The organism is Haliscomenobacter sp. (genome assembly GCF_033763495.1).
Classification (GTDB): Bacteria; Bacteroidota; Bacteroidia; order Chitinophagales; family Saprospiraceae; genus Haliscomenobacter.
The window spans coordinates 21,105-41,582 of record NZ_JANRKL010000259.1 but is presented as its reverse complement, the minus strand read 5'-3'; the positions used below and the strand labels follow the sequence as shown (position 1 = coordinate 41,582).

Below are 20,478 nucleotides of genomic sequence, written 5' to 3'. Positions count from 1 at the left end.
CACTACATTTACCAAGTGTAGCAGCAGATGATGTGCTACTACAATTCCAAAACACACTTCTTGGCCTGTTTTAGCAGCCGATACTCGATCAAGGAGGGGATTCATTCAAAGGCTTGATTTTAAGCTAAATTTTGAACAATGAAATCTAATCCTATTTCGAATAAAAAAAAGGCAACACCCCCAAAAGGAAACAGTAAGTCGGCCAAAACGAGTGAAAAGGACCCAGTTGAAACCAGCCCAAGCAATTCCAACGAAACAAAACCGGAAGGCCCACATCCATTCCCGATTGTAGCCATTGGTGCATCGGCGGGTGGACTGGAAGCCATTACCTCCCTGCTACACAACCTGTCGCCCACCACAGGTATGGCCTTTATCTACGTGCAACACCTTAGTCCCGACCACAAAAGTTTGCTGACTCCCATTTTGTCCAAAACCACTTCCATGACCGTTCAGGACATTGAAGACATGGACAAAATGTTGCCCGACCATGTGTACGTGATGCCCTACAACAAGGACATAACCGTAACCGACGGGCACATCAAACTCATTCCTCGCCCGCAAAACAAAACCAGCAACCTGTCTATCGACGTGCTATTTTCTTCCCTGGCCGAAACGCACAAGGAGAATGTGGTTGGCGTTGTTTTATCCGGCAGTGCCAGTGACGGTACCCGGGGCTTGAAAGAAATAAAGCTGGCTGGGGGAATCACTTTTGCACAGGACGATTCGGCCAAATTCGGCAGCATGCCCCAATCTGCAATCGCTGAAGGGATCGTTGATTTTATTTTGTCGCCTCAAGAGATGGCGCGGGAGTTGAACTGGATGAGCAAACACCCTTTGCTGAAACGAACCTCCGTAAAATCAGCCCCGGAAGATACCATTGAGAACAGCAACCCCGATTTAAAACGCATCCTGCAACTCATCCACAAAGCCACAAGCGTCGATTTTAGCCACTACAAAATGAGCACCATTAAGCGGCGGATGTTGCGCAGGATGTTGATCCATAAAATAGCTACCTTGCCACAATACGCTGAATTGTTGGCCCAAAAACCCGTAGAAGTAGACTTGCTGTATCAGGACTTGTTGATCAATGTAACCGATTTTTTCAGGGATATTGAGGCCTTTCAATTTTTGGAAAGTACGTTGCTTCCCCGTTTGTTCAGCAACAAAAAGCCCGGCGAAACCCTGCGCATTTGGGTGGCGGCTTGCGCCACTGGCGAAGAGGTATATTCCCTGGCCATGTTGCTGTTTGAATTGCACAACCGCCAAAACTACCACATTACTTTTCAAATTTTCGCTTCCGATCTCAGTGCTCAGGCCATCAATATCGCTCGGCTTGGGGAGTATTCCCAGCACCAACTTACCCACGTTTCGCCCCAACGCCTGCAGCAATTTTTTACCAAATCCAAAGACAAATACCGCATCACCAAAAACCTCCGCGACGTTTGTGTTTTTGCGGAGCACAACATTTTGAGCGACCCCTCTTTTTCCCGCATGGATTTTATCAGTTGCCGCAACCTGCTGATCTACCTGGATGCCTCCGCCCAAAAGAAGGTTATTTCTACTTTTCACTATGCCCTAAATGAGGATGGCTGCCTGATGTTGGGCAAATCAGAAACCATTGGAACCTCTACCCAACTGTTTAGCGAGTTGAATAAAAAAAGTAAAATCTATTTGCGCAAAAAAAACAAGAGCAGTTACCGCATTCCGGAACTCAATCCACGTATTTTGCTGCCAAGCCCACTCGATCAAGACAAAACTACCACCACTATGCCTAAAAAGACATCCACCACCAAAGGTGACTTGAGCAGCGCCTTTGATGCGGTGCTGCTTGGTCAATATGTGCCGGCTAGTGTGATCATCAATCACGACCTGGACATTCTACAATTTCGAGGCGCTACTTCCACGTACCTCCAACATGGCTCTGGTAAAGCGAGTTTCAATATTTTAAAGATGTCGCACCCCGAAATCACTTTCGAGCTGCGCAATGCCATTCATGAAGTCATCAAGACTGAACAACTGGTGCACAAAGCCGGTATTGAAATGAATCGTGATGTGCCGAACAATAGTGTACACATCCTCAACATCGAAGTAGCCCCACTCAAAGTTGAGGGCGAAGAGCCCTTGTTGGTGGTTGTGTTTAGAGGGCAACAGATCGAACTAAGCGACTCCTCAGCGGAAAGTGAGGAAAAAAACACCATCGCCAAAGACCGCAGGATTAAAAAACTGGAAGAAGAACTTGCCGCTACTCGGGCCTACATGAACGCCATTACCCAGGAACATGAGGCCGCCAACGAAGAACTGCAAAGTGCCAATGAAGAAATCATCTCCAGCAATGAAGAACTCCAGAGTTTAAACGAAGAACTGGAAACCTCCAAAGAAGAAATTGAATCCACCAACGAAGAACTGACCACCAGCAACCACGAGTTGTACGCCCGCATCCAACAAATTGAAGAACTGTACACCTATTACGAAACGATCCTGGCCACCGTGCACGAGCCCATGCTCGTATTGGACAAAAATATCCGCATTAAATCCGCCAATAAAGCATTTTGCACCACCTTTCAGCTAAACGAAGAAGAGATCATTGGCGTCCTCCTGTTCAAATTGAGCAATAGCCAATGGAATATTCCTGCACTGCGCGAGTTGCTGGAAGACACTGTGCCCAAAAATAATCGCTTCCAAGATTTTGAAGTGGACCTCGATTTTGCTGTAGTCGGCCACAAAACCTTGTTGCTCAATGCGCACCAAATTGAACAAGTAAGCAAAAACGAAGAGTTGATTGTTCTGACCATGGTAGACATTACCGAGGTTCGAAGATTAGCCATTGAACTGCAAGGGAAACAAAAGAAGGTCCTCGATGAATTGATCGAAGCCAAAGTGATTGCCGAACAAAAAACCCAGGTAGCCGAGGATGCCGTAAAATCCAAACAGCAGTTTTTGTCCAACATGAGCCACGAAATCCGCACGCCGATGAACGCCATCATCGGTTTTACCAGCGTGCTGATGAAAACCAAACTGAGTGAGACCCAAAAAGTGTACGTCAATGCGATTAAAGTATCCGGCGAGTCTTTGATTGTATTGATCAACGACATTCTGGACCTGGCCAAGGTGGATGCCGGAAAAATGGCGATTGAACACATCCCCTTCCGTCTGTTTTCTTCGGTGTCCGACATGTTGCATTTGTTCGAAACCAAAATGCAGGAGAAAAATTTGATCTTGATCAAAGAATACGATACCAGCATTCCGGAAGTATTGGTAGGTGACCCGGTGCGCTTGCGCCAAATCATTTTAAACCTGATCAGTAATGCGGTAAATTTTACCGAAGAAGGAACCATAACCGTACAGGTGCGCAAGCTTGAAGAAGACGACGAAAATGTAAAAATCGAGTTTGTGGTAAGCGACACAGGAATTGGGATTCCGGCCAACAAATTGAAACAGATATTTGATGCCTTCGAGCAGGTAGCCTCTGAAACTACCCGTTTGTACGGGGGAACGGGCTTGGGCCTGGCCATTGTGAAACAGCTGGTGAAGCTGCAAGGCGGCACGGTGGAGGTGAAAAGTAAGGTAGGCAAAGGGTCCACCTTTAGTTTCAATTTGCAGTTTAAAAAAGCAAAAGGACAAACCGGCCCCTTAGAAGACCCGAGACACGAAAGCCCCACCAAAGACGCTTTGGGAAAAGCAGGGAAAAAAACTATAAAAATTTTGGTAGTAGAAGACATTGCGCTGAATCAGCTCTTGATGAAAACATTGTTACACGACTTTGGATTTGAATTTGATATAGCGGGCAATGGAAAAATTGCCATTGAAAAACTTCAAAAGAACCAATATGATGTGATCTTGATGGACTTAAAAATGCCCGAAATGAATGGTTTTGACGCTACCACCTACATCCGCGAGGTACTGAACATTCAAACCCCCATTATTGCGGTAACCGCAGATGTGACTACCGTAAATGTGGAAAAATGTCGCTCCCTTGGTATGAATGATTACCTGTCCAAACCCATTGACGAAAGATTGTTGTTCAATAAAATCCTCAAGTACACCAAGCAATGGGGGGAAGCTTAAACCATGGATTGCCTTGCGGATTTACGTTTACTAAACTTTAAAAGTTTAGTAAACGTAATAAAGAAGCGCCCCGGATCCCCTCGACCCGGCAGCGCTTCAACAAATTACCATTAAAACAAAAATTATAAAGTCTATTTCTTCACGTAAACTGCCTTGAAGGTGTAAGTTACACCGCCATCCTCAATCTCGTATTCAGCAGTGAATTCACTTTTGCTGAGGTTGCTCAGGTTCCAGCTTTCGGTATCGCCATCTCTGCTTACGGACAAGATGGTTTGAGCTGGGTTGAGGGCCCAGGTACCCGTTACGGTTTGAGGATCGCTGTTTTGGCACTTGGAGCTGCCTTCATCTTCCAGGTAGGTGTTGTTGTTTTGGATGATGACCAAATCGTCTTTGATGCAAGCAGGCAACTGGGCGTAAACGTTGGTTACCGTTGTGCCAAACCAGTCGATGGCAGGATCACAGGTCAGGGACTTTAATTGCCAGGTCCCAACAATTTTGGCTTTGACGCTGTCGTCGTCTTTATCATCGTCCTTGTCAAACAATTCACAAGAAGTGCTCGCCAGAGCAATCGACAAAATAGCCATTACGGAAGCCAGACGGCTCCAGGTTTTGAAAGCAAACATAACAGTCAGGTTTTAGGTGATGAATATTAGTTTAGGAGTTGAGAAGTTTAGGCTGTCGCAGCGACTTAGACACTGACTAACCTAAACTTACTTCTCAACTTTGCTGCGGTCTCATCCGCAATTTGACCATTAGACAGCGACGCAAAAAACGGGTCGCAAAATCGATTCTAAAAATTTTGTTAAAAAACAGCAAACACCACCAAAACCCCCAATAAAAAGAAAACAGCAAATCCAATCCCGTAAACCAAGAAAAAACCAAACCATTTTACGCTTGTCCAAAACCAATTTTGTTGATAAAAACGCTTCATGGTCAACCATGAAAAAACAAAAATACCCAGGCCAACAAAGCCCCATAAATCCCCCAAGGGAAAAAAATAATTCAAACCCATCAAAATAGTAAGCGCAAGCAATACGCCTGAATGCAAGTGCAACAGCACGACAAAATGTTCAACATAATACCTTTTTTGAGGCCAATAAAAAAGGTACATGACTCCTGCCATTGCAATGACCAGAGCCAGGATGGTCCAGGTGAAACTGCCGATGCAGGCAGTAATGAGTTCTTGGGGGTTCTTAACCGATCGGAGGCCCTGACGGATCAGGATTGTACCCAACCAGTCTTTGATCTCATAGTGAGCAATGAGCTCATCGGGGGTATATTCTACTACATCAGTATATGCAATTTTTACCGTACGGTTGACTAAGTTCATGTGGAGGCTATCTTTTGCTAGTTGCTCCCCTAAAGTACTGTCTATCTGGCTGGCCCAACGTTTATTGGTATGATCAAGGATGATTTTTAGGGATTCATGCACGGCTGGCGTTTGGAGCCTGGGCGGCAATGAATCGTAAGCCCCCATTATTTGACCCATTAATACAGCTCGTTCAATATGCGCATAGAAATCAAGACTTGGGTCTCTCTTGTCCTGTTCCGTTTTTTTTGCTTTGTTCCCGGGGGTTCCTCCTTTCTCATCGGAAATACTGATGTGAAACCCCTCAATGCCGTTGTTGGTTACTTTATTGAACACCAGCAGAAAAAAAAACATCACCACAAAGAAGAACTGGAAAGGATGGGGATACTGTTTAATTTTTCCTGCAAAATAGTCCAGACTGACCCGCGCCGGGATCCACAACCGCCAGCTCATGCGCAATAGCTGGCTATCCAGATTGGTGACTTTGTAAAGGAATTTTTTGGTCAATTCCTTCAATGGAATCCTGCCCTCAAAACGTTTTTGGCCACAATGGGGGCAAAACTTTCCCTTTTTGGCCATTTTTTTGCCACAATTGCTACACAATTCCCGGGGTTCTTCGGCAGTTGAGGTGTTGTTGGGATCAACAGGGCTAAGGTCCATGCGGAATGAGTTAATGGTTTTTTGATTTGGAGTTGAGTAAATTTAAGGCAAAATCATGGAAAACAAACGGGATAATCGACAAACCAAGAACGATTACCGAGGATAACGATTGAGTAGAGGAAAAGCGGCGATAGGGTAAAGTACCCCTGGCCATCAAATTTAAAGTACTTTCCTTCTACACTTTACAGCCTTTGGTCGAGTAAACTTATCTCTTCAAAGGACTGTTCATACCTTGTCAACACCTGAAAGGATCTAAAAAACCCAAATTTATGTACAAATTACTACTTGCGTTGTTGGTGGTTTCTTTGAGCATTGGTCATACTGTTGCTCAGGAAAAACTCACCATCAGCGGTTATGTGAAGGACGCCAAAAACGGGGAAGCCCTCATCGGCGCTACCATTTTTGTGCCCAGCCTGGGAGAAGGAGTCAGTACCAACGATTATGGCTTCTACTCGCTCACCTTACCCCGAGGCACCTACGACATCAGCTTTTCTTATGTCAGTTACCTGGAAGAAAAACGCCAGGTCAACCTCGAAAATGCCAACCTCAAGCTGGATCTGGAACTCAAAGAAAGTGCCCTGGTGCTAGAAACTGTGACCATTAGTTCCGAACGGGTCGACGCTAACGTGCGTAGCATCGAAATGTCGGTCAATAAAGTGGACATGCGCACCATCCAAAAAATGCCCGCTTTGCTAGGCGAAGTGGACGTGATCCGCAGCATCCAATTCTTGCCAGGCGTGACCACGGTAGGGGAGGGGGCTACGGGCTTCAACGTGCGTGGAGGGAATATTGACCAAAACCTGGTATTGCTGGATGAAGCGCCCGTATTCAATTCCTCGCACTTGTTCGGTTTTTTTTCGGTATTCAATCCCGATGCGGTAAAAGACGTCAAACTCATCAAGGGGGGCATCCCGGCTGAGTACGGGGGCCGTGCCTCCTCCATCCTGGATGTTCGCATGAAGGAGGGCAATTCCAAAAAATTCTCCGGTGCAGGTGGTATTGGAACCATTTTTAGCCGTTTGGCCCTGGAAACGCCCATCATCAAAGACAAAGGCTCTTTTATTGTAGCAGGGCGGCGTTCGTACATCGATGTGTTGGCCAAACCTTTTTTGAGTGGTGACCTTAAGGATAGCCGCTTCTATTTTTATGACCTTACTGCCAAAGCCAATTACCGCATTGATGATAAAAACACCGTTTTCCTTTCCGGTTATTTTGGCCGGGATGTATTTGGGGCTGATTTTGGCTTTGATTGGGGAAATACAACCGCTTCGGCGCGCTGGAACCACATTTTTAGCGATAAACTTTTCCTCAACACCACCGCTTTTTTCAGCAACTACGATTACCGCCTCCAATCCGATTTGAGAGAGCCTAACCCTCAGGATGCCTTCCGCTGGAATTCCAATATCAAAAACTACAGCTTCAAACCTGACTTCACCTATTTCCTCAATTCCCGCAACAAGATTTCTTTTGGTGGGCAAATGATTTATTATACCTTCCAGCCGGGTAAGGCCGAGGCCATTTCGGGGGGCGAAACAAGGGTTATCGGGCAGGATAGCAAATACGCCATTGAATACGCGGCCTATTTTGGGAACGAGCAAAAGTTGGGTAAAAACTTCACCCTGCAATACGGCATCCGTTACTCCTTGTACGATTACATCGGGCCAGGCAAGGCCTATACCTACGGCCCCCAAACGGGTGAACGCCGCGAGCCCATCAGTACTCAAACCTATGAAAAAGGCGAACGGATTGCTCGTTATGGCAACTGGGAACCCCGCTTTTCGGCTAATATTGGCCTCGGGGAGGCCAGCTCCATCAAGTTGAGTTACAATAGGATGGCCCAGTATCTGCACCTGTTGTCCAACACCGCTGCGGCTTCCCCCCTGGACGTTTGGACACCTACCAGCAACAACCTTAAACCACAATTGTCGGATCAGGTCGCTTTAGGTTTGTTCAAAAACTTCAAAGACAATCTCTTTGAAACCTCGGTGGAAGTGTATTACAAAAAACTACAAAATCAGGTGGATTACATCCCCAATTCTGACTTACTCCTGAATCCGGAATTGGAAGGAGATCTGCTCTTCGGCGATGGCCGGGCTTATGGTGCGGAATTTTTCATCAAAAAGACCAAAGGCAAACTGAATGGCTGGTTGAGCTACACCTTGTCGCGCACTGAACGCCAAATCAAAGGGCTCAACAACGATGATTGGTTTCCTAGTCGTTTTGACAAAACCCATGTGCTCAATTTTGTAGGAATTTATGACCTGAATCAGCGGGTGAGCTTTTCCCTAAACTTCACCTATGGCACGGGCACTCCAGCAACCTTCCCCACCAGCAAATTCATCTGGCAAGGTTATGCGCTACCCCACAATTATTATGCTCAACGCAATGGCTACCGCATCCCCGATTACCACCGGGTAGACTTGGCGGCAACCCTGAAGCAAAAGAAAAAACTCTTTGGAAAGGCTGAAGGAGAATGGGTGTTCTCCGTTTATAACGTGTACAACCGCCGCAATGCTTTTTCCGTGTACGTTCGCCAAAGTGAAGACAATCCGAGCCAAACTGAAGCGGTGCGTTATTCTGTATTTGGGTCCATCATCCCGGCGGTGACCTACAATTTTAAATTTTAACCAAAACTGATCATCCATGAAAAATATACAGTGGTTTTATTTTTTCCTTTTGATTTTGCTAGGTACTGCATGTACCGATGTTATAGACCTCGAAACGGAAGCAGGCGAAACCCAATTGGTGATTGATGCCTGGGTAACCGATGAGTCCAAAGCCCAAACCATCAAACTGAGCCTCACCCAACCCTATTTTGATCAGGGAGGGATTGTGCCTGCCAAGGGTGCTACCGTCATTCTTTTTTCAGAAGACAGTATTCCTTATCCTTTTGTGGATTTGAAAAATGATGGCAACTACGTTTGGCAACCCAAAATGACCGGGGACAAAATCCTGGAGGTCGGTAAACAATATGCTTTGTACGTCAAATATGGTGCAGATGAGTATTTTTCAATCAGCAAGGTCAATCGGGTGCCCCCCATTGATTCGGTGAACTACTTCAAACAAAAATACCCGGTAGCGCCCACTGATTTGCGCCAGGAAGGGTATCAGGTAGATTTTTATGCCCGTGACCCAAGGGGAGAAGGCGATTGTTACTGGGTACGGGCCTATCGCAACGATACCCTTTTTGACAAACCCAGCCAGATTTTGACCGTATACGATGGGAGTTTCAGCCCAGGAGGCTCGGCTGATGGCTTGTTGTTCATCCTGCCCATTCGCGCAGGAGCCAGTCCCGACTTATACAATGCCAACGACAAGGTGAAAGTGGAATTGTATTCTATCCCACCGGAAGCCTTTTTCTTTCTACAACTGGTGCGTACAGAATCCACCAATGGCGGCATTTTTGCCACGGTGCCAACCAATATCCCAACCAACATTCAACCACTGGATCAAAACAGCAAAAAACAGGTTTTGGGCTTCTTTGCCGTATCCGCTGTTTCGAGCATTGAAACCGTAGTGGATGGAAGCAAGGCGATACCAAAGCCCTCAGGGAGGTAGGGATCAGCGATCAGGTGTCAGCGATCAGCCAGGCTCTCATCTGGCTGATCGCTGACACCTGATCGCTGATCGCCGCCATTCATCATTTGTTATCTGTCATTTGTCAGAAAATAGTACCGGATAGGAATTACCCTAAAAGATTTCGTTGTAAATTCGTTTAATTGCAGTTTGAATTCATCCTTTTTTTTTCAAATCAAAAGACTATGAAAATTTCGAGTCCTAACTTACTTAAGCTTTTTTTAATCCTGTTTCTTGCCAATTGTTCCATTGACTCCGTTTTTGGCCAAAACCCGACTGGCTCAAATCATGGTAACAAATTCGAGCAATTGGGTACCATTCTTGCGCCTGGCAACGATGTTCGCGGCCAGGATGGAGCACCTGGACCAGAATACTGGCAACAGCGGGTAGATTATGATATTCAATGTACCCTCGACGAAAAAAACCTGCGGCTGGACGGTAGCGAAATGATTACCTATTACAATCAGTCGCCGAACACCTTGCGCTATTTGTGGCTACAACTGGACGAGAATGAGCATGCTGCAGAGTCGGCAGGGATTCAAAAAGCCAATCCCAGCCACATGACCCCCATTATGAGTGAAAGTGCATTGAAGAATTATGACAAAGAAGACATCAGTAAATACGGCCACAAAATTCAAAAAATCACCGATGCAGTCGGTAAACATTTAAAATACAGCATCAATCAAACGATGATGCGGGTGGAATTGCCACAGCCGCTCAAACCCGGCGAAACCTTCAATTTCAACGTTGATTGGCACTACTACATCACCGATCGGATGACTTTCCGAGGACGGGGCGGTTATGAGTATTTCAGCAAAGATGGAAATTACTTGTTTACCATCACCCAATGGTACCCCAGATTGTGCGTGTTCAGTGATTTTGAAGGCTGGCAGAACAAACAATTCACGGGTAGAGGGGAGTTCGCGCTTACTTTCGGTAACTTTATTGTAAAAATGACGGTACCGGAGGACCATATCGTTGGTTCAACTGGTGAGTGCCTGAACTATTCCACGGTTTTGACGCCAACGCAGTTGAAGCGCTGGGAACAGGCGAAAAGTGTCAAAGAGCCACTGGAAATTGTGACCTTGGACGAAGCCAAGAAAAACGAAAAATCCAAACCCAACGGAACCAAAACCTGGATTTACAAAGCCGACAATGTGCGGGATTTTGCCTGGACTTCCAGCCGCAAATTTGTATGGGACGCCATGCCCCACATCACCGAGGCTGGCAAGCGTGTAATGTGCATGAGCTACTATGGCAAGGAAGCCTATCCCGTTTATAGCAAATATTCAACCAAAGTAGTAGCGCACACCCTCAAGACGTATTCCAAATACACCTTCCCTTATCCTTATCCGGTCGCCATTTCGGTGGAAGCCTCAAACGGTATGGAATATCCGATGATTTGCTTCAACTACGGTCGCGCTGAAGAGGACGGGACCTATAGCGAAGGGGTAAAATACGGTGCAATTGGCGTAATCATTCACGAAGTTGGGCACAACTATTTCCCAATGATTGTCAACAGTGATGAACGCCAGTGGACCTGGATGGATGAAGGCATCAATAGCTTTATGGATGAGGTTGCGATGCAGGAATTTGACAACAATCGCCGTCCGGGATTCCAAGGCATCACCAGCTACATGCGCCTGCCGAAGAATCAGTTGGAGCCAATCATGACCAATAGTGAAAACATTGTGAACTTCGGTCCTAATGCTTATTCCAAACCCGCCGCTGGTTTGAATATGTTGCGTGAAACGATCATGGGGCGGGAGTTGTTTGACTACGCCTTCAAGGAATATGCGCGTCGTTGGATGTTTAAGCACCCAACTCCAGCTGACTTTTTCCGTACCATGGAAGATGCCAGTGGGGTAGACCTGGATTGGTTCTGGCGCGGCTGGTTCTATGGCATTGAACCAGTGGACATTTCGCTGGACAGCGTAAAATGGTTCAAGGCCGATCTGGAAAACAACCCGAAACCACAAGAACGTAGCTTCCCCCGCAAGAGCAGCAAACCAGAGCGCACCTTGACCCAGGATCGCAACCGCGAAGCCGGCGTCGAATTTGCGGTAGAGTCAGACCCCAATCTCCGCGATTTTTATGACTCTTACAAGCCCTGGGAAACGGCAGATTCCGTACAAAACTTCAAACAAACATTGTACGGCGAAACCCTGAGCGATAAGGAGAAAAAAGAACTCTTCGGTGATAAAAACTATTACGAATTGTACTTTAGCAACAAAGGCGGGCTGGTCATGCCGATTATCATCGAATGGACTTTCAAGGATGGCACCAAGGAAATTGAGCGCATTCCTGTGGAAATCTGGCGCAAAAACGAAGATAAATTTTCCAAGGTGTTCATGAAGGAAAAAGAAGTGAGTGGCATCGTGATTGATCCGTTCAAAGAAACGGCCGATATTGATGAAAAGAGCAACAATTGGCCGGTTAAGGAAATGCCGTCCCGATTCCAGATTTACAAACAGCACAAAGCTGATCCACAACCCAATCCTATGCAAAAAGCGGCCAAAGAAGGCAAGGTAATTAAGCCATAAGAAATGCTAACACTGGTATTTTTAAATTGGGTTTTATAAAAAGAGCGCCTTGTAGACTAACTATAAGGCGCTCTTTTTTAGCATTAAAAGGACTTAATGTCTCATTATTATTGCTTCCCTTTCGCATCATAAACAACCACTCGTTCCCACAAATGGCTGTTTTCTTCCACAAATTTTAAGTGGGTAGGGTGAACTTGATAAGCGTCCTGATCTGCTGAATTTTTGAATACCCAGGTGATGGACAAGTCGTAAGAACCATCGATTACCGGGCGTTCCTTGGTATCGGCTGGAGTGCCGATGTAGGCAACTTGGATTTCCTTGATGGTGGTTAAGGTTTTTACCCCCTGATAGAGTTTTTCAAGGTCTTCTGCATTGCCCTTATTTTTGAGCCAGAAAAATACCGTATGGACCACTCCTGTTTTAACCTTTTTGGAACTTGCTTGGGCATAACCCCCAATAAAACCAAGCAACAGGAAGGCAAAAAGTAAAAGAATTTTCATTGGAATGAATTTTTGTGTTTGTTCAAGTTTTGTTTATCCAGCAAAGAAAGGAACAAATCGAGAAAAAATTAGCGCTATTCCGGGAAATTCTCTATTTTACTGCCTCATTCAAAACCCAAAAATTTTTTCCATGAGCCAATTTGATGACTTGCTTGTAAAGTACAAGGAAGAATTGGGCGGTACTCGCGACGTAAATGGCGTTGACGAAACCCTCCTGACAGCCATTACAAAATCATTAGGTCCATCAATCTACAATGATGATTCCTCACGGGTTTCTTGCTCCGACAAGACCGAGTTGGATCGTGTAAAAAACAATTTCCTGATCGGAAAAATGGGACTTGCCGATGGTCCCGATCTCGATGCAGCCTTGAAGGAGGTTTGTGAACAAATGGGTACGGCTAACCGCAACAAGTACCGTGCTATTTTTTACTACCTCTTGGTGAAAAAAATGGGCCTGGAAGCTAAGTTCGCTTAACTTATCAGAAAACCTGCACAGAAGGCATTGAGCTTAGGCTTGATGCCTTTTGTTATTTATAGAACCCTGTTTAATGTCCAAACACCTTATTCGTCCTAATTGACTCGATTATTTATGTTGCGCACCATTATTCTCCTGATCCTCACGCTGATCGCCTTACCCATCATTGCTTTCAAGTACGATACGCCTTTGAATGAGGTACAATGGGCTGCCCTGCAAAGCTCCTTTTACCTGATGCTGGGCGTTGCACTGACCTGTTTTGTCGTCAGCGAATTGACCAAAAACTACAGCCAGGTCGACAAAATCTGGAGCATTGTACCCATGGCCTACGCCTGGTTTTTTGCCCAACAAAGTGACTGGAACCAACGGATGGTCATCATGGCCGCACTGGTGAGCATTTGGGCCATTCGCCTGACCTTCAATTTTGCCCGGAGAGGCGGCTACCACTGGATTCCCTGGAAAGGGGAGGAGGATTACCGCTGGGGTGTTTTGCGGCAAAATCCACTGTTTCAGAAACGCATCAACTGGGTGTTGTTTGGCCTGTTTTTCATCTCCCTGTACCAAAATACCCTGATCTGGTTGTTCAATTTGCCGATTGTGGTGGCCTGGGAAGGGGCAGATAAGCCTCTGAATTGGATCGATTTTATGGCGATTGGGCTGTTTTTGGCACTGGTCGTCATTGAGTTTATTGCTGACCAACAGCAGTACGATTTCCAAACGGAGAAATACCGCCGCATCAAAGCTGGTGAAGCCCTGGATGGGGAATACGCCCGTGGTTTTTGTGCCACCGGCCTTTGGCGTTTGGTACGTCACCCTAATTATGCGGCTGAGCAGGGTATCTGGTTGGCTTATTATCTTTTTAGTGTAGCAGCGACCGGGCGTTGGCTCAATTGGTCGTTGACGGGTGGGATCCTCCTGGTCTTATTGTTTTTGGGCAGTTCGGATTTTAGTGAAAAAATTTCGAGTGAGAAGTACCCAGAGTATGGAGCTCATCAGAAGAAGACGCCGAGGTTTATTCCGTGGAGGTTTTAGCGCTTAAATAAGCTCTTGATTACTTTCTTCCAAAATCCGCCGGAATTTCCCCCCAGTCTTCCGTTTCCCACTTGATCATTTTATTGCTGTAAGTATTGTCGTGCAGCCATTGTTCTGCGCGGTCGATCACGTCGTAGAGTTCAGCAGTTTTGGCATTTTCGACCAGGGTGGTTTTGCATTTTTTCTGCTTGACCCACTTCATAGCATTGACGGAGTCGGAATAAATGGGGTAGTTCCAGCCCTTTTTCTGACAAAGCGCCAGAGCGTGTACCAGCGCGAGGAACTCGCCAATGTTATTGGTACCCAAGGGGAATTCTTTGTGGAAAATCAGCTCTTTGGTATCCGTCCAGACGCCTTGGTACTCCATTTTTCCGGGATTGCCGCTACAGGCTGCATCCACGCTGATGCTGGTTTTGATGATGGCGCTTTTGGAAATGGTGGTGCGGGGTGCGGAGGATTTGCTACTGGTACCCCCTGGCTTGGGCTTGAAGCTGGGTGACCCTTTTTGATAGGCGGCTTCTGCTTCAGATTTGCTTTCAAAAGACTTATAGGCCGCTCCGGGAAAACCCTGGATTTGGGCTTGGCACTCTGGCCAGCTTTCGTAGATGCCGGGTTTGGCTCCTTTCCAGACGACGTAGTATTTTTTTGTTTTGGCCATTGGGAGTGCTTTGGATTTGAGGGCAAGATTACAAAAGTTGGGGGAGAAAGTGGAGGGAAAGTTCTAAGGAAAATTGAGAACTCAATTATTGCTCCAAGACAGTTGGTATTCACATATTCATGTGATTTGAAACCGATACAAAAAATAATACCTTTATGTTTATTGAACTAGATTTTATGACTGCAACCTATGGAGTCTAATTTAATGTAGCAGCGTTTTAATTCACTATAAAAAATAGAAATTATGGCAACCGGAGCAACACTTTTTCCGATGGATTTTGAAATTCCACGTGACACCATCAGAGCAGCACTAGGGGGAGATCCAAATGTTGTAGGCTTGTGCTTTAGATCAGATATGGACACCACTGATGGGTATCAGTTGCATATAGATCGAGTCATTTGGAACGGCCATGACCCAATGATTGACACAACCTTAGTCGTAGAGCCTCAACCTGCGCTGTCGATTCTCGACAATGGAACCCTTTATGATTTTTCTGCCGATGAAAAGGTCATCCATTCGCACTATGACCACAATGATACTGTTTCAGAGCCACCTTTAATTAAGGAATTTATGGTTGTTTTTGTGGACAAAAACATATTGAATCACTACATTAGTGTTAATTTCGCAGGAGACTTCCTTTATGCTTCAAGAGCAGTTGTCCATTTTTTTGAAGATCCTGGAGTATGGCAAAACTACCGGACCTTAAAATTTTCACCATATCGTTACCCCGAAACCGCCATTGTAGTTGAAAATGCGGACAGTGTTGCGTATTATATTGGACCTTCCTGTCCACCAGTATGGAGAAGTGAGGTGGCTCTAGTGGGAGTGCTAAAGTTTTCAGAAACTGGGATTAGAGCTTTTGCTAGCGAAACGAGCTCTTTTGAGCCCAAAGGAGTTGAATACGTCCAATTGCCTATTCGTTCGAAGGAATTGTTTAGGGCGTATAAAGAAATTGGCATAGAGCTCCCCTTCCTAGAAAAAAAGCCTAAAGGAACAGGTCTTCAAGGCTTTAAAAAACTAACCATTGAGCAAAAGAAAAGAATGAAAGAAATGGTTAGGTTTTTCGGCTCGGTTTAACGCTCAAGATAGTTCTCTTACTTGTTGGAGTGCAATGACGTATAACATAAAAAATGATTTATAACAAAAGCACACTGGTTCTATTTGCTTTTTTACTTTGTATCGGGGTTTATTCTCAAGAAACCCTTTCTAAAATTAACTGGCTTACTCAAGAAGAAGGTCTTCTAGAGAGCACTAACGCCTTCATCCATAAAGATAAAATGGGGTTTGTGTGGATCAGCTCTCTGGACGGCCTTCATCGTTTTGATGGGCGTAACATCAAATGGTATCAATCGGATACCTTAAACCCCAGAAATGTATATGGGAACAACATTCAAAGTCCATTTTTTGAAAATTCTCGTGGTGACCTTTGGTTTGTCACAGAGGATGCGATCAACTGTTATCTCCGAAATAAAGGGTACTTTGAACATTATTTTATTCGACGCAATCAGGTGCGCGGGCAAAGAGAACAATATTATGCCTTTCATCTAGAACAAGACCGCTATCTCTGGGTACGGGCTGACAATTTCTTATACCGCTTCGATACTCATTATCCAAATGACAGTCACAAAATCCAGGCACTTCATTATTTTGAGGGGGTACGTTGTACAGTACAATGTATGCCAAATGGTAAGGTTCGTCGAGTTATGGCCTGCCATTGGGATTTAAAACCAGGAATGGAAGTAATTGATTATAAACCCGACTATACCATCCAAAATCAACAACTTTGGTTTGATGGAAAAAAACAGGAGTCATTAAATATTCGTCAGGCACATACGATTGATGGTGTAATATGGTTGGTAAGCAATCGTGGATTGATCGCTTGTAAAGGGCCGCAAGCACAAAACTATCAAATTTTCCCCATAAGCAAGGATGATCGAGAAGGCATCCGGGCCTGTGTTTCATGGAAAGACCATCGTTTATTGGTTTTGACGCAGGAAAAGGGGGAAATTCGTTTTTTTACTCCTCAGACAGGATTGTACAGCCCAGCTATGGAAGTAGAGCGCCTTTCCAACGATATTCCCAATCAAAAAACCAAGGATATTTATTTATTTGGTGATGAACTTTGGGGGGCAGCATATGGACAAGGAGTGTTTTTTGCTCAGATAAGTCCGCCCCATATCAAACACCCTTTACAAATAAATAAATTTCCTCCTACATCAATCAACCAAATTTGGCAAGATGGAGATAATGGGATGTGGTGTATTTCTGAAAATGGACTGGTAAGGATTTTTGATGAAAGATTGCAAATCTATCGCCAGGCGCATTTTCCCTATTACGCTCAGTTTTTTCAGGATGTAACTAATCAGATTTGGTGTTATTCTAATGAGGGCTTAGCAAAAGTTGAAAACAAAGGGTTAAACCTCCAACCTGTGCTAGCTTCAACGGGAGCTTGGCTCATTTATGATGTCGAAAACTTAGGTCTGGATCGTTTGTTATTGGCGACGAATGAAGGGATGCAAGTGTTTGATAAAAAGTTAAAGAAGATTGTCCACAGTTTTAATAGGGAGCCTGCTAATGTGCTACAACCCTTTGCTAAAGATATTTTTTTAGCAGGTACCAATACACAATTGCTTTTATTGGATTCTCGCTCGAGATCAGGGGTTATACGTAAACTTGAAACAGGATTTGTTTCAGGTATTGTTGATGTTCCTAAAGACTCTACAATTTGGATAAGTACGCTTAACGGCCTACGCAAAATTAACCGATTCTCTTTTAAAGAAGACACAACCTTTAAGCAACCTTCCGAATTGAAACATGCCATTAAATCTATGGTACTTGATGATAAAGGAGTACTGTGGCTATCCGGGAATAGGGGGATTTATTCCTATTCAACAACTGAAGGAACCTTGCGCCATTTCACTCGAAAAGATGGCCTTTTTTCCAGTGAATTCAACTTTAAGGGGCTTGTTTTGGACCAAAGGGGGCAGATTTGGGCTGGTGGAAACAATGGAGTGGATGTGATCAATGCTCGGTTAATCGATGCGCCTGCACCTGTTCCGACCTTGGTGATTTCCGGGCTGAAAATCCATGATAAATACTGGTTTGGCGGTACCTCCATTGATAATACAAAATCGATACGTTTGCCCTACCACCAAAATACGCTGAAATTTGAAATGAGTGCGCTTGATTACCGCGATCCTGCGCACAACCAGTTTAAAGTTTATTTAGCAGGATATGATCAGGTTTGGTCAGATTTGGGGACCCAGAATTTTATCACTTATGCCAACCTGCCATATGGCCATTATCGTTTTTTGTTTACCGCCAGCAATGCTCAGGGGGGCTGGCAAAAATACCCTAAAGAACTGAAAATTAATATTGTAAGGCCATATTGGCGTACCTGGTGGTTTTACACGATAATTGCTCTTTTGGTTTGTTTATTGGTGTTTGAACTATTTCGTTACCGCACCTTACAACGGAAAAAGCAGGAACATATTCGCCAGCAAATTGCCAGAGATTTGCATGACGAGATGGGATCAACATTGAGTAGTATTTCGATTCTGAGTGATGCCATGCAAAGAAAACACCCGAATGACGGTATGCTGGGATCAATTCAAATCATAAGTGAAAGGACGAGAGAAGTAATGGATACAATGAGTGACATCGTTTGGAGTGTTAATCCGCACAATGACGAAATGGGGGTGGTGATCCAGAAGATGCGCACTTTTGCAGCAGAAACATTGGAAGCCAAGGATGTTATCCTCCATTTTAATGCTGAACAAACGCTTGAAGGGCTTCAACTTTCAATGGAATACCGTAAGGATTTTTATCTTTTTTTTAAAGAAACCATTAATAATGTAGCGAAATATGCACAAGCCAGCGAGGTATGGGTGAATATCCAAAAAGTTGGTGTATTAATTGAACTAAGGGTGAAGGATGATGGTAAAGGTTTTATATTTGACAAAATAAAGCCAGGCAACGGTTTGCGAAATTTACAAGAAAGAGCAACTCGCTTACGAGGTAAAATGCATTTGGAAAGCAATATAGGGAAAGGCACTTCGGTAGACTTATCTTTTCCCATCACATCATAATGGGATGTTTTACAACAAAATATTATCCGAACTTAATCCAAAAAACTATGCCAATAACTGTAGCCATTTATGAAGACAATTCTGCCTTACGGGAAGCGCTGATAATACTTATCAAAGGATTAGAAAGTTTTACACTCGTGGGTGCCCATGGTGATTGCAATGAAATTGAGGCCCAGCTTCATTTCACTCAGCCCGATGTTATTTTGATGGATATCGATCTGCCTGGGCGTTCAGGAATAGAAGGGGCTTATATTGTCAAACAGATATCTCCCTCTACGGAGGTTCTGATGTTAACTGTATTTGATGAAGATGAAAAAGTGTTTAATGCCCTTTGTGCTGGAGCAAGCGGGTATTTGCTAAAAAAAACCCCACCGTCTAAAATTCTAGAAGCGATTGAGGAGGTATACAGTGGCGGCGCGCCAATGTCCCCAGTGATTGCACGAAAAGTATTACAATTGTTCCCTAAAAAGCCAGCAGTTAATCTCGAATTGGATAAACTTACCAGCCGGGAACAAGAGGTTTTAACCAGCCTGGCTAAAGGCAATAGTTACAAAATGGTTGCAACTGAATTGAACATCAGCATTGATACAGTGCGAACTCACATCAAAAGGATTTACGAAAAAATGCATGTACACTCAGTGGCAGAAGCCATCAATAAAGCATTTTTAAAAAAATAAAACCGCTGAAGTAATAAGACCATCACATCATTATGTGATTTTTTGGTGTTGAAAAATCAATGAACTTTGGGTCAAGAAGTAAAACTAAACCCATTTTTTAGATCTCAATATTATTAAGAATTAAAAACAATTGCCCCATTTAATATTTAAATTGGATGCAGCGCTGAATTCCTTTTCAGCGCTGCATTTTTTTATTTGCCCTTTTTTAGCAAAACCACCAATATTCTTTAGGCCTCAGTCTACCAATTCCAGATTTCTCCTATCTTCAACCCCCACAAATCACACCATCTTCATGAGTCAAAAAACAGCCCGCATTGCCTCTACCACTCGCCTGTACCGCAAACTCCATCGCTGGTTTGCCATCCCCTTGTTCCTGTTTTTGACTTTGATCGGCACCACTGGTTTGTTGTTGGGTTGGAAAAAACAAGCTGGTCTTTTACCCAAAACCGAAAAGGGTAGCAACCTCGAGACCCAAACATGGATTAGCCTGGACAGCATCAGCAAGGTGGCTGGTAACTATGCCACCCTGACTTTGAAAAAATCCCCCGAGATCGACCGCATCGACGTACGTCCACAAAAGGGCATTGCCAAAATTGTATTTGCTGATCATTTTACCGAACTACAAATCGACTGCGCCACTGGCCAGATACTGGCGGTGAATGCCCGCAATTCGGATTGGATCGAAAAAATCCACGATGGCTCGATTCTGGACCTGGAATTGAAGTTGGGCGGCGACCAGATCAAACTATTCTACACCACTTTAGCCGGAATTGGCCTGGTGTTTTTGGCCATTAGTGGCTTTTGGCTTTGGTACAACCCAATTCGGATGAAAAAGCTCAAGAAATGAGTAGGGACAAATAGGTGGCAATAATCTTTTGACTTTTAAGGATTAAAA

General features: G+C 44.6%; 14 protein-coding genes. 10 read left to right on the top strand and 4 right to left on the bottom strand.

The annotated features are described in order from the left end of the window. The first annotated feature begins 138 nt into the window (after positions 1-138). Positions 139-4,065 carry a CheR family methyltransferase gene (locus tag SFV55_RS30055; RefSeq protein WP_320033306.1) on the top strand — a complete coding sequence of 1,309 codons (3,927 nt, stop codon included), beginning with the start codon at positions 139-141 and terminating at the stop codon, positions 4,063-4,065. A gap of 131 nt (positions 4,066-4,196) precedes the next feature. On the opposite strand, the gene SFV55_RS30050 is transcribed toward SFV55_RS30055, so the two are convergent. Beyond that, a complete protein-coding gene (locus SFV55_RS30050; RefSeq protein ID WP_320033305.1) occupies positions 4,197-4,688 on the bottom strand; it encodes a DUF5004 domain-containing protein in 492 nt (163 codons plus the stop codon). A 179-nt stretch (positions 4,689-4,867) separates the two neighbouring features. Then, positions 4,868-6,034, bottom strand: coding sequence for a zinc ribbon domain-containing protein (locus tag SFV55_RS30045; RefSeq protein ID WP_320033304.1), 1,167 nt, complete (start codon positions 6,032-6,034; stop codon positions 4,868-4,870). A 269-nt stretch (positions 6,035-6,303) separates the two neighbouring features. Between SFV55_RS30045 and SFV55_RS30040 the strand changes: the two genes are divergently transcribed. The 3 genes from SFV55_RS30040 to SFV55_RS30030 all read left to right on the top strand — a co-directional run bounded on the left by SFV55_RS30040 (position 6,304) and on the right by SFV55_RS30030 (position 12,153). Next, positions 6,304-8,661, top strand: coding sequence for a TonB-dependent receptor (locus SFV55_RS30040; protein WP_320033303.1), 2,358 nt, complete (start codon positions 6,304-6,306; stop codon positions 8,659-8,661). Between the two features lie 16 nt (positions 8,662-8,677). Next, positions 8,678-9,592: a DUF4249 domain-containing protein gene (locus SFV55_RS30035; protein WP_320033302.1), complete on the top strand. Its 915-nt coding sequence runs from the start codon at positions 8,678-8,680 to the stop codon at positions 9,590-9,592. Positions 9,593-9,795: 203 nt separating this feature from the next. Then, positions 9,796-12,153, top strand: coding sequence for a M1 family metallopeptidase (locus SFV55_RS30030; protein WP_320033301.1), 2,358 nt, complete (start codon positions 9,796-9,798; stop codon positions 12,151-12,153). A gap of 107 nt (positions 12,154-12,260) precedes the next feature. On the opposite strand, the gene SFV55_RS30025 is transcribed toward SFV55_RS30030, so the two are convergent. Then, positions 12,261-12,653, bottom strand: a complete 393-nt coding sequence (locus SFV55_RS30025; RefSeq protein WP_320033300.1) for a Dabb family protein — start codon at positions 12,651-12,653, stop codon at positions 12,261-12,263. A gap of 130 nt (positions 12,654-12,783) precedes the next feature. Here SFV55_RS30025 and SFV55_RS30020 point away from each other — a divergent pair, with 130 nt between their 5' ends. Together SFV55_RS30020 and SFV55_RS30015 are read left to right on the top strand one after the other, a co-directional pair. Next, a complete protein-coding gene (locus tag SFV55_RS30020; protein WP_320033299.1) occupies positions 12,784-13,128 on the top strand; it encodes a DUF2853 family protein in 345 nt (114 codons plus the stop codon). A 114-nt stretch (positions 13,129-13,242) separates the two neighbouring features. Further along, entirely contained in the window at positions 13,243-14,160 is a 918-nt protein-coding gene (locus SFV55_RS30015) for a DUF1295 domain-containing protein (protein ID WP_320033298.1), read from the top strand. A 19-nt stretch (positions 14,161-14,179) separates the two neighbouring features. On the opposite strand, the gene SFV55_RS30010 is transcribed toward SFV55_RS30015, so the two are convergent. Further along, the gene (locus tag SFV55_RS30010; protein ID WP_320033297.1) at positions 14,180-14,818 is read right to left on the bottom strand and encodes a ribonuclease H family protein; all 639 of its coding nucleotides are present in this window, start codon (positions 14,816-14,818) and stop codon (positions 14,180-14,182) included. A gap of 243 nt (positions 14,819-15,061) precedes the next feature. Here SFV55_RS30010 and SFV55_RS30005 point away from each other — a divergent pair, with 243 nt between their 5' ends. From SFV55_RS30005 to SFV55_RS29990, 4 genes are all read left to right on the top strand, one after another. Then, positions 15,062-15,895, top strand: coding sequence for a hypothetical protein (locus SFV55_RS30005; RefSeq protein WP_320033296.1), 834 nt, complete (start codon positions 15,062-15,064; stop codon positions 15,893-15,895). A gap of 53 nt (positions 15,896-15,948) precedes the next feature. After that, positions 15,949-18,906: a triple tyrosine motif-containing protein gene (locus tag SFV55_RS30000; RefSeq protein ID WP_320033295.1), complete on the top strand. Its 2,958-nt coding sequence runs from the start codon at positions 15,949-15,951 to the stop codon at positions 18,904-18,906. Positions 18,907-18,953: 47 nt separating this feature from the next. Continuing rightward, the gene (locus SFV55_RS29995; RefSeq protein WP_320033294.1) at positions 18,954-19,583 is read left to right on the top strand and encodes a response regulator transcription factor; all 630 of its coding nucleotides are present in this window, start codon (positions 18,954-18,956) and stop codon (positions 19,581-19,583) included. Positions 19,584-19,875: 292 nt separating this feature from the next. After that, positions 19,876-20,430, top strand: a complete 555-nt coding sequence (locus SFV55_RS29990) for a PepSY-associated TM helix domain-containing protein (protein WP_320033293.1) — start codon at positions 19,876-19,878, stop codon at positions 20,428-20,430. Positions 20,431-20,478 lie beyond the last annotated feature (48 nt).

Bases quoted from the DNA above. Each gene is read 5' to 3' on its own strand.
- SFV55_RS30015 (WP_320033298.1), top strand. From the start codon at position 13,243: ATGTTGCGCACCATTATTCTCCTGATCCTCACGCTGATCGCCTTACCC.
- SFV55_RS29990 (WP_320033293.1), top strand. From the start codon at position 19,876: ATGAGTCAAAAAACAGCCCGCATTGCCTCTACCACTCGCCTGTACCGC.
- SFV55_RS30020 (WP_320033299.1), top strand. From the start codon at position 12,784: ATGAGCCAATTTGATGACTTGCTTGTAAAGTACAAGGAAGAATTGGGC.
- SFV55_RS30010 (WP_320033297.1), bottom strand. From the start codon at position 14,818: ATGGCCAAAACAAAAAAATACTACGTCGTCTGGAAAGGAGCCAAACCC.
- SFV55_RS30000 (WP_320033295.1), top strand. From the start codon at position 15,949: ATGATTTATAACAAAAGCACACTGGTTCTATTTGCTTTTTTACTTTGT.
- SFV55_RS30030 (WP_320033301.1), top strand. From the start codon at position 9,796: ATGAAAATTTCGAGTCCTAACTTACTTAAGCTTTTTTTAATCCTGTTT.
- SFV55_RS29995 (WP_320033294.1), top strand. From the start codon at position 18,954: ATGCCAATAACTGTAGCCATTTATGAAGACAATTCTGCCTTACGGGAA.
- SFV55_RS30035 (WP_320033302.1), top strand. From the start codon at position 8,678: ATGAAAAATATACAGTGGTTTTATTTTTTCCTTTTGATTTTGCTAGGT.
- SFV55_RS30055 (WP_320033306.1), top strand. From the start codon at position 139: ATGAAATCTAATCCTATTTCGAATAAAAAAAAGGCAACACCCCCAAAA.
- SFV55_RS30005 (WP_320033296.1), top strand. From the start codon at position 15,062: ATGGCAACCGGAGCAACACTTTTTCCGATGGATTTTGAAATTCCACGT.
- SFV55_RS30045 (WP_320033304.1), bottom strand. From the start codon at position 6,034: ATGGACCTTAGCCCTGTTGATCCCAACAACACCTCAACTGCCGAAGAA.
- SFV55_RS30025 (WP_320033300.1), bottom strand. From the start codon at position 12,653: ATGAAAATTCTTTTACTTTTTGCCTTCCTGTTGCTTGGTTTTATTGGG.
- SFV55_RS30040 (WP_320033303.1), top strand. From the start codon at position 6,304: ATGTACAAATTACTACTTGCGTTGTTGGTGGTTTCTTTGAGCATTGGT.
- SFV55_RS30050 (WP_320033305.1), bottom strand. From the start codon at position 4,688: ATGTTTGCTTTCAAAACCTGGAGCCGTCTGGCTTCCGTAATGGCTATT.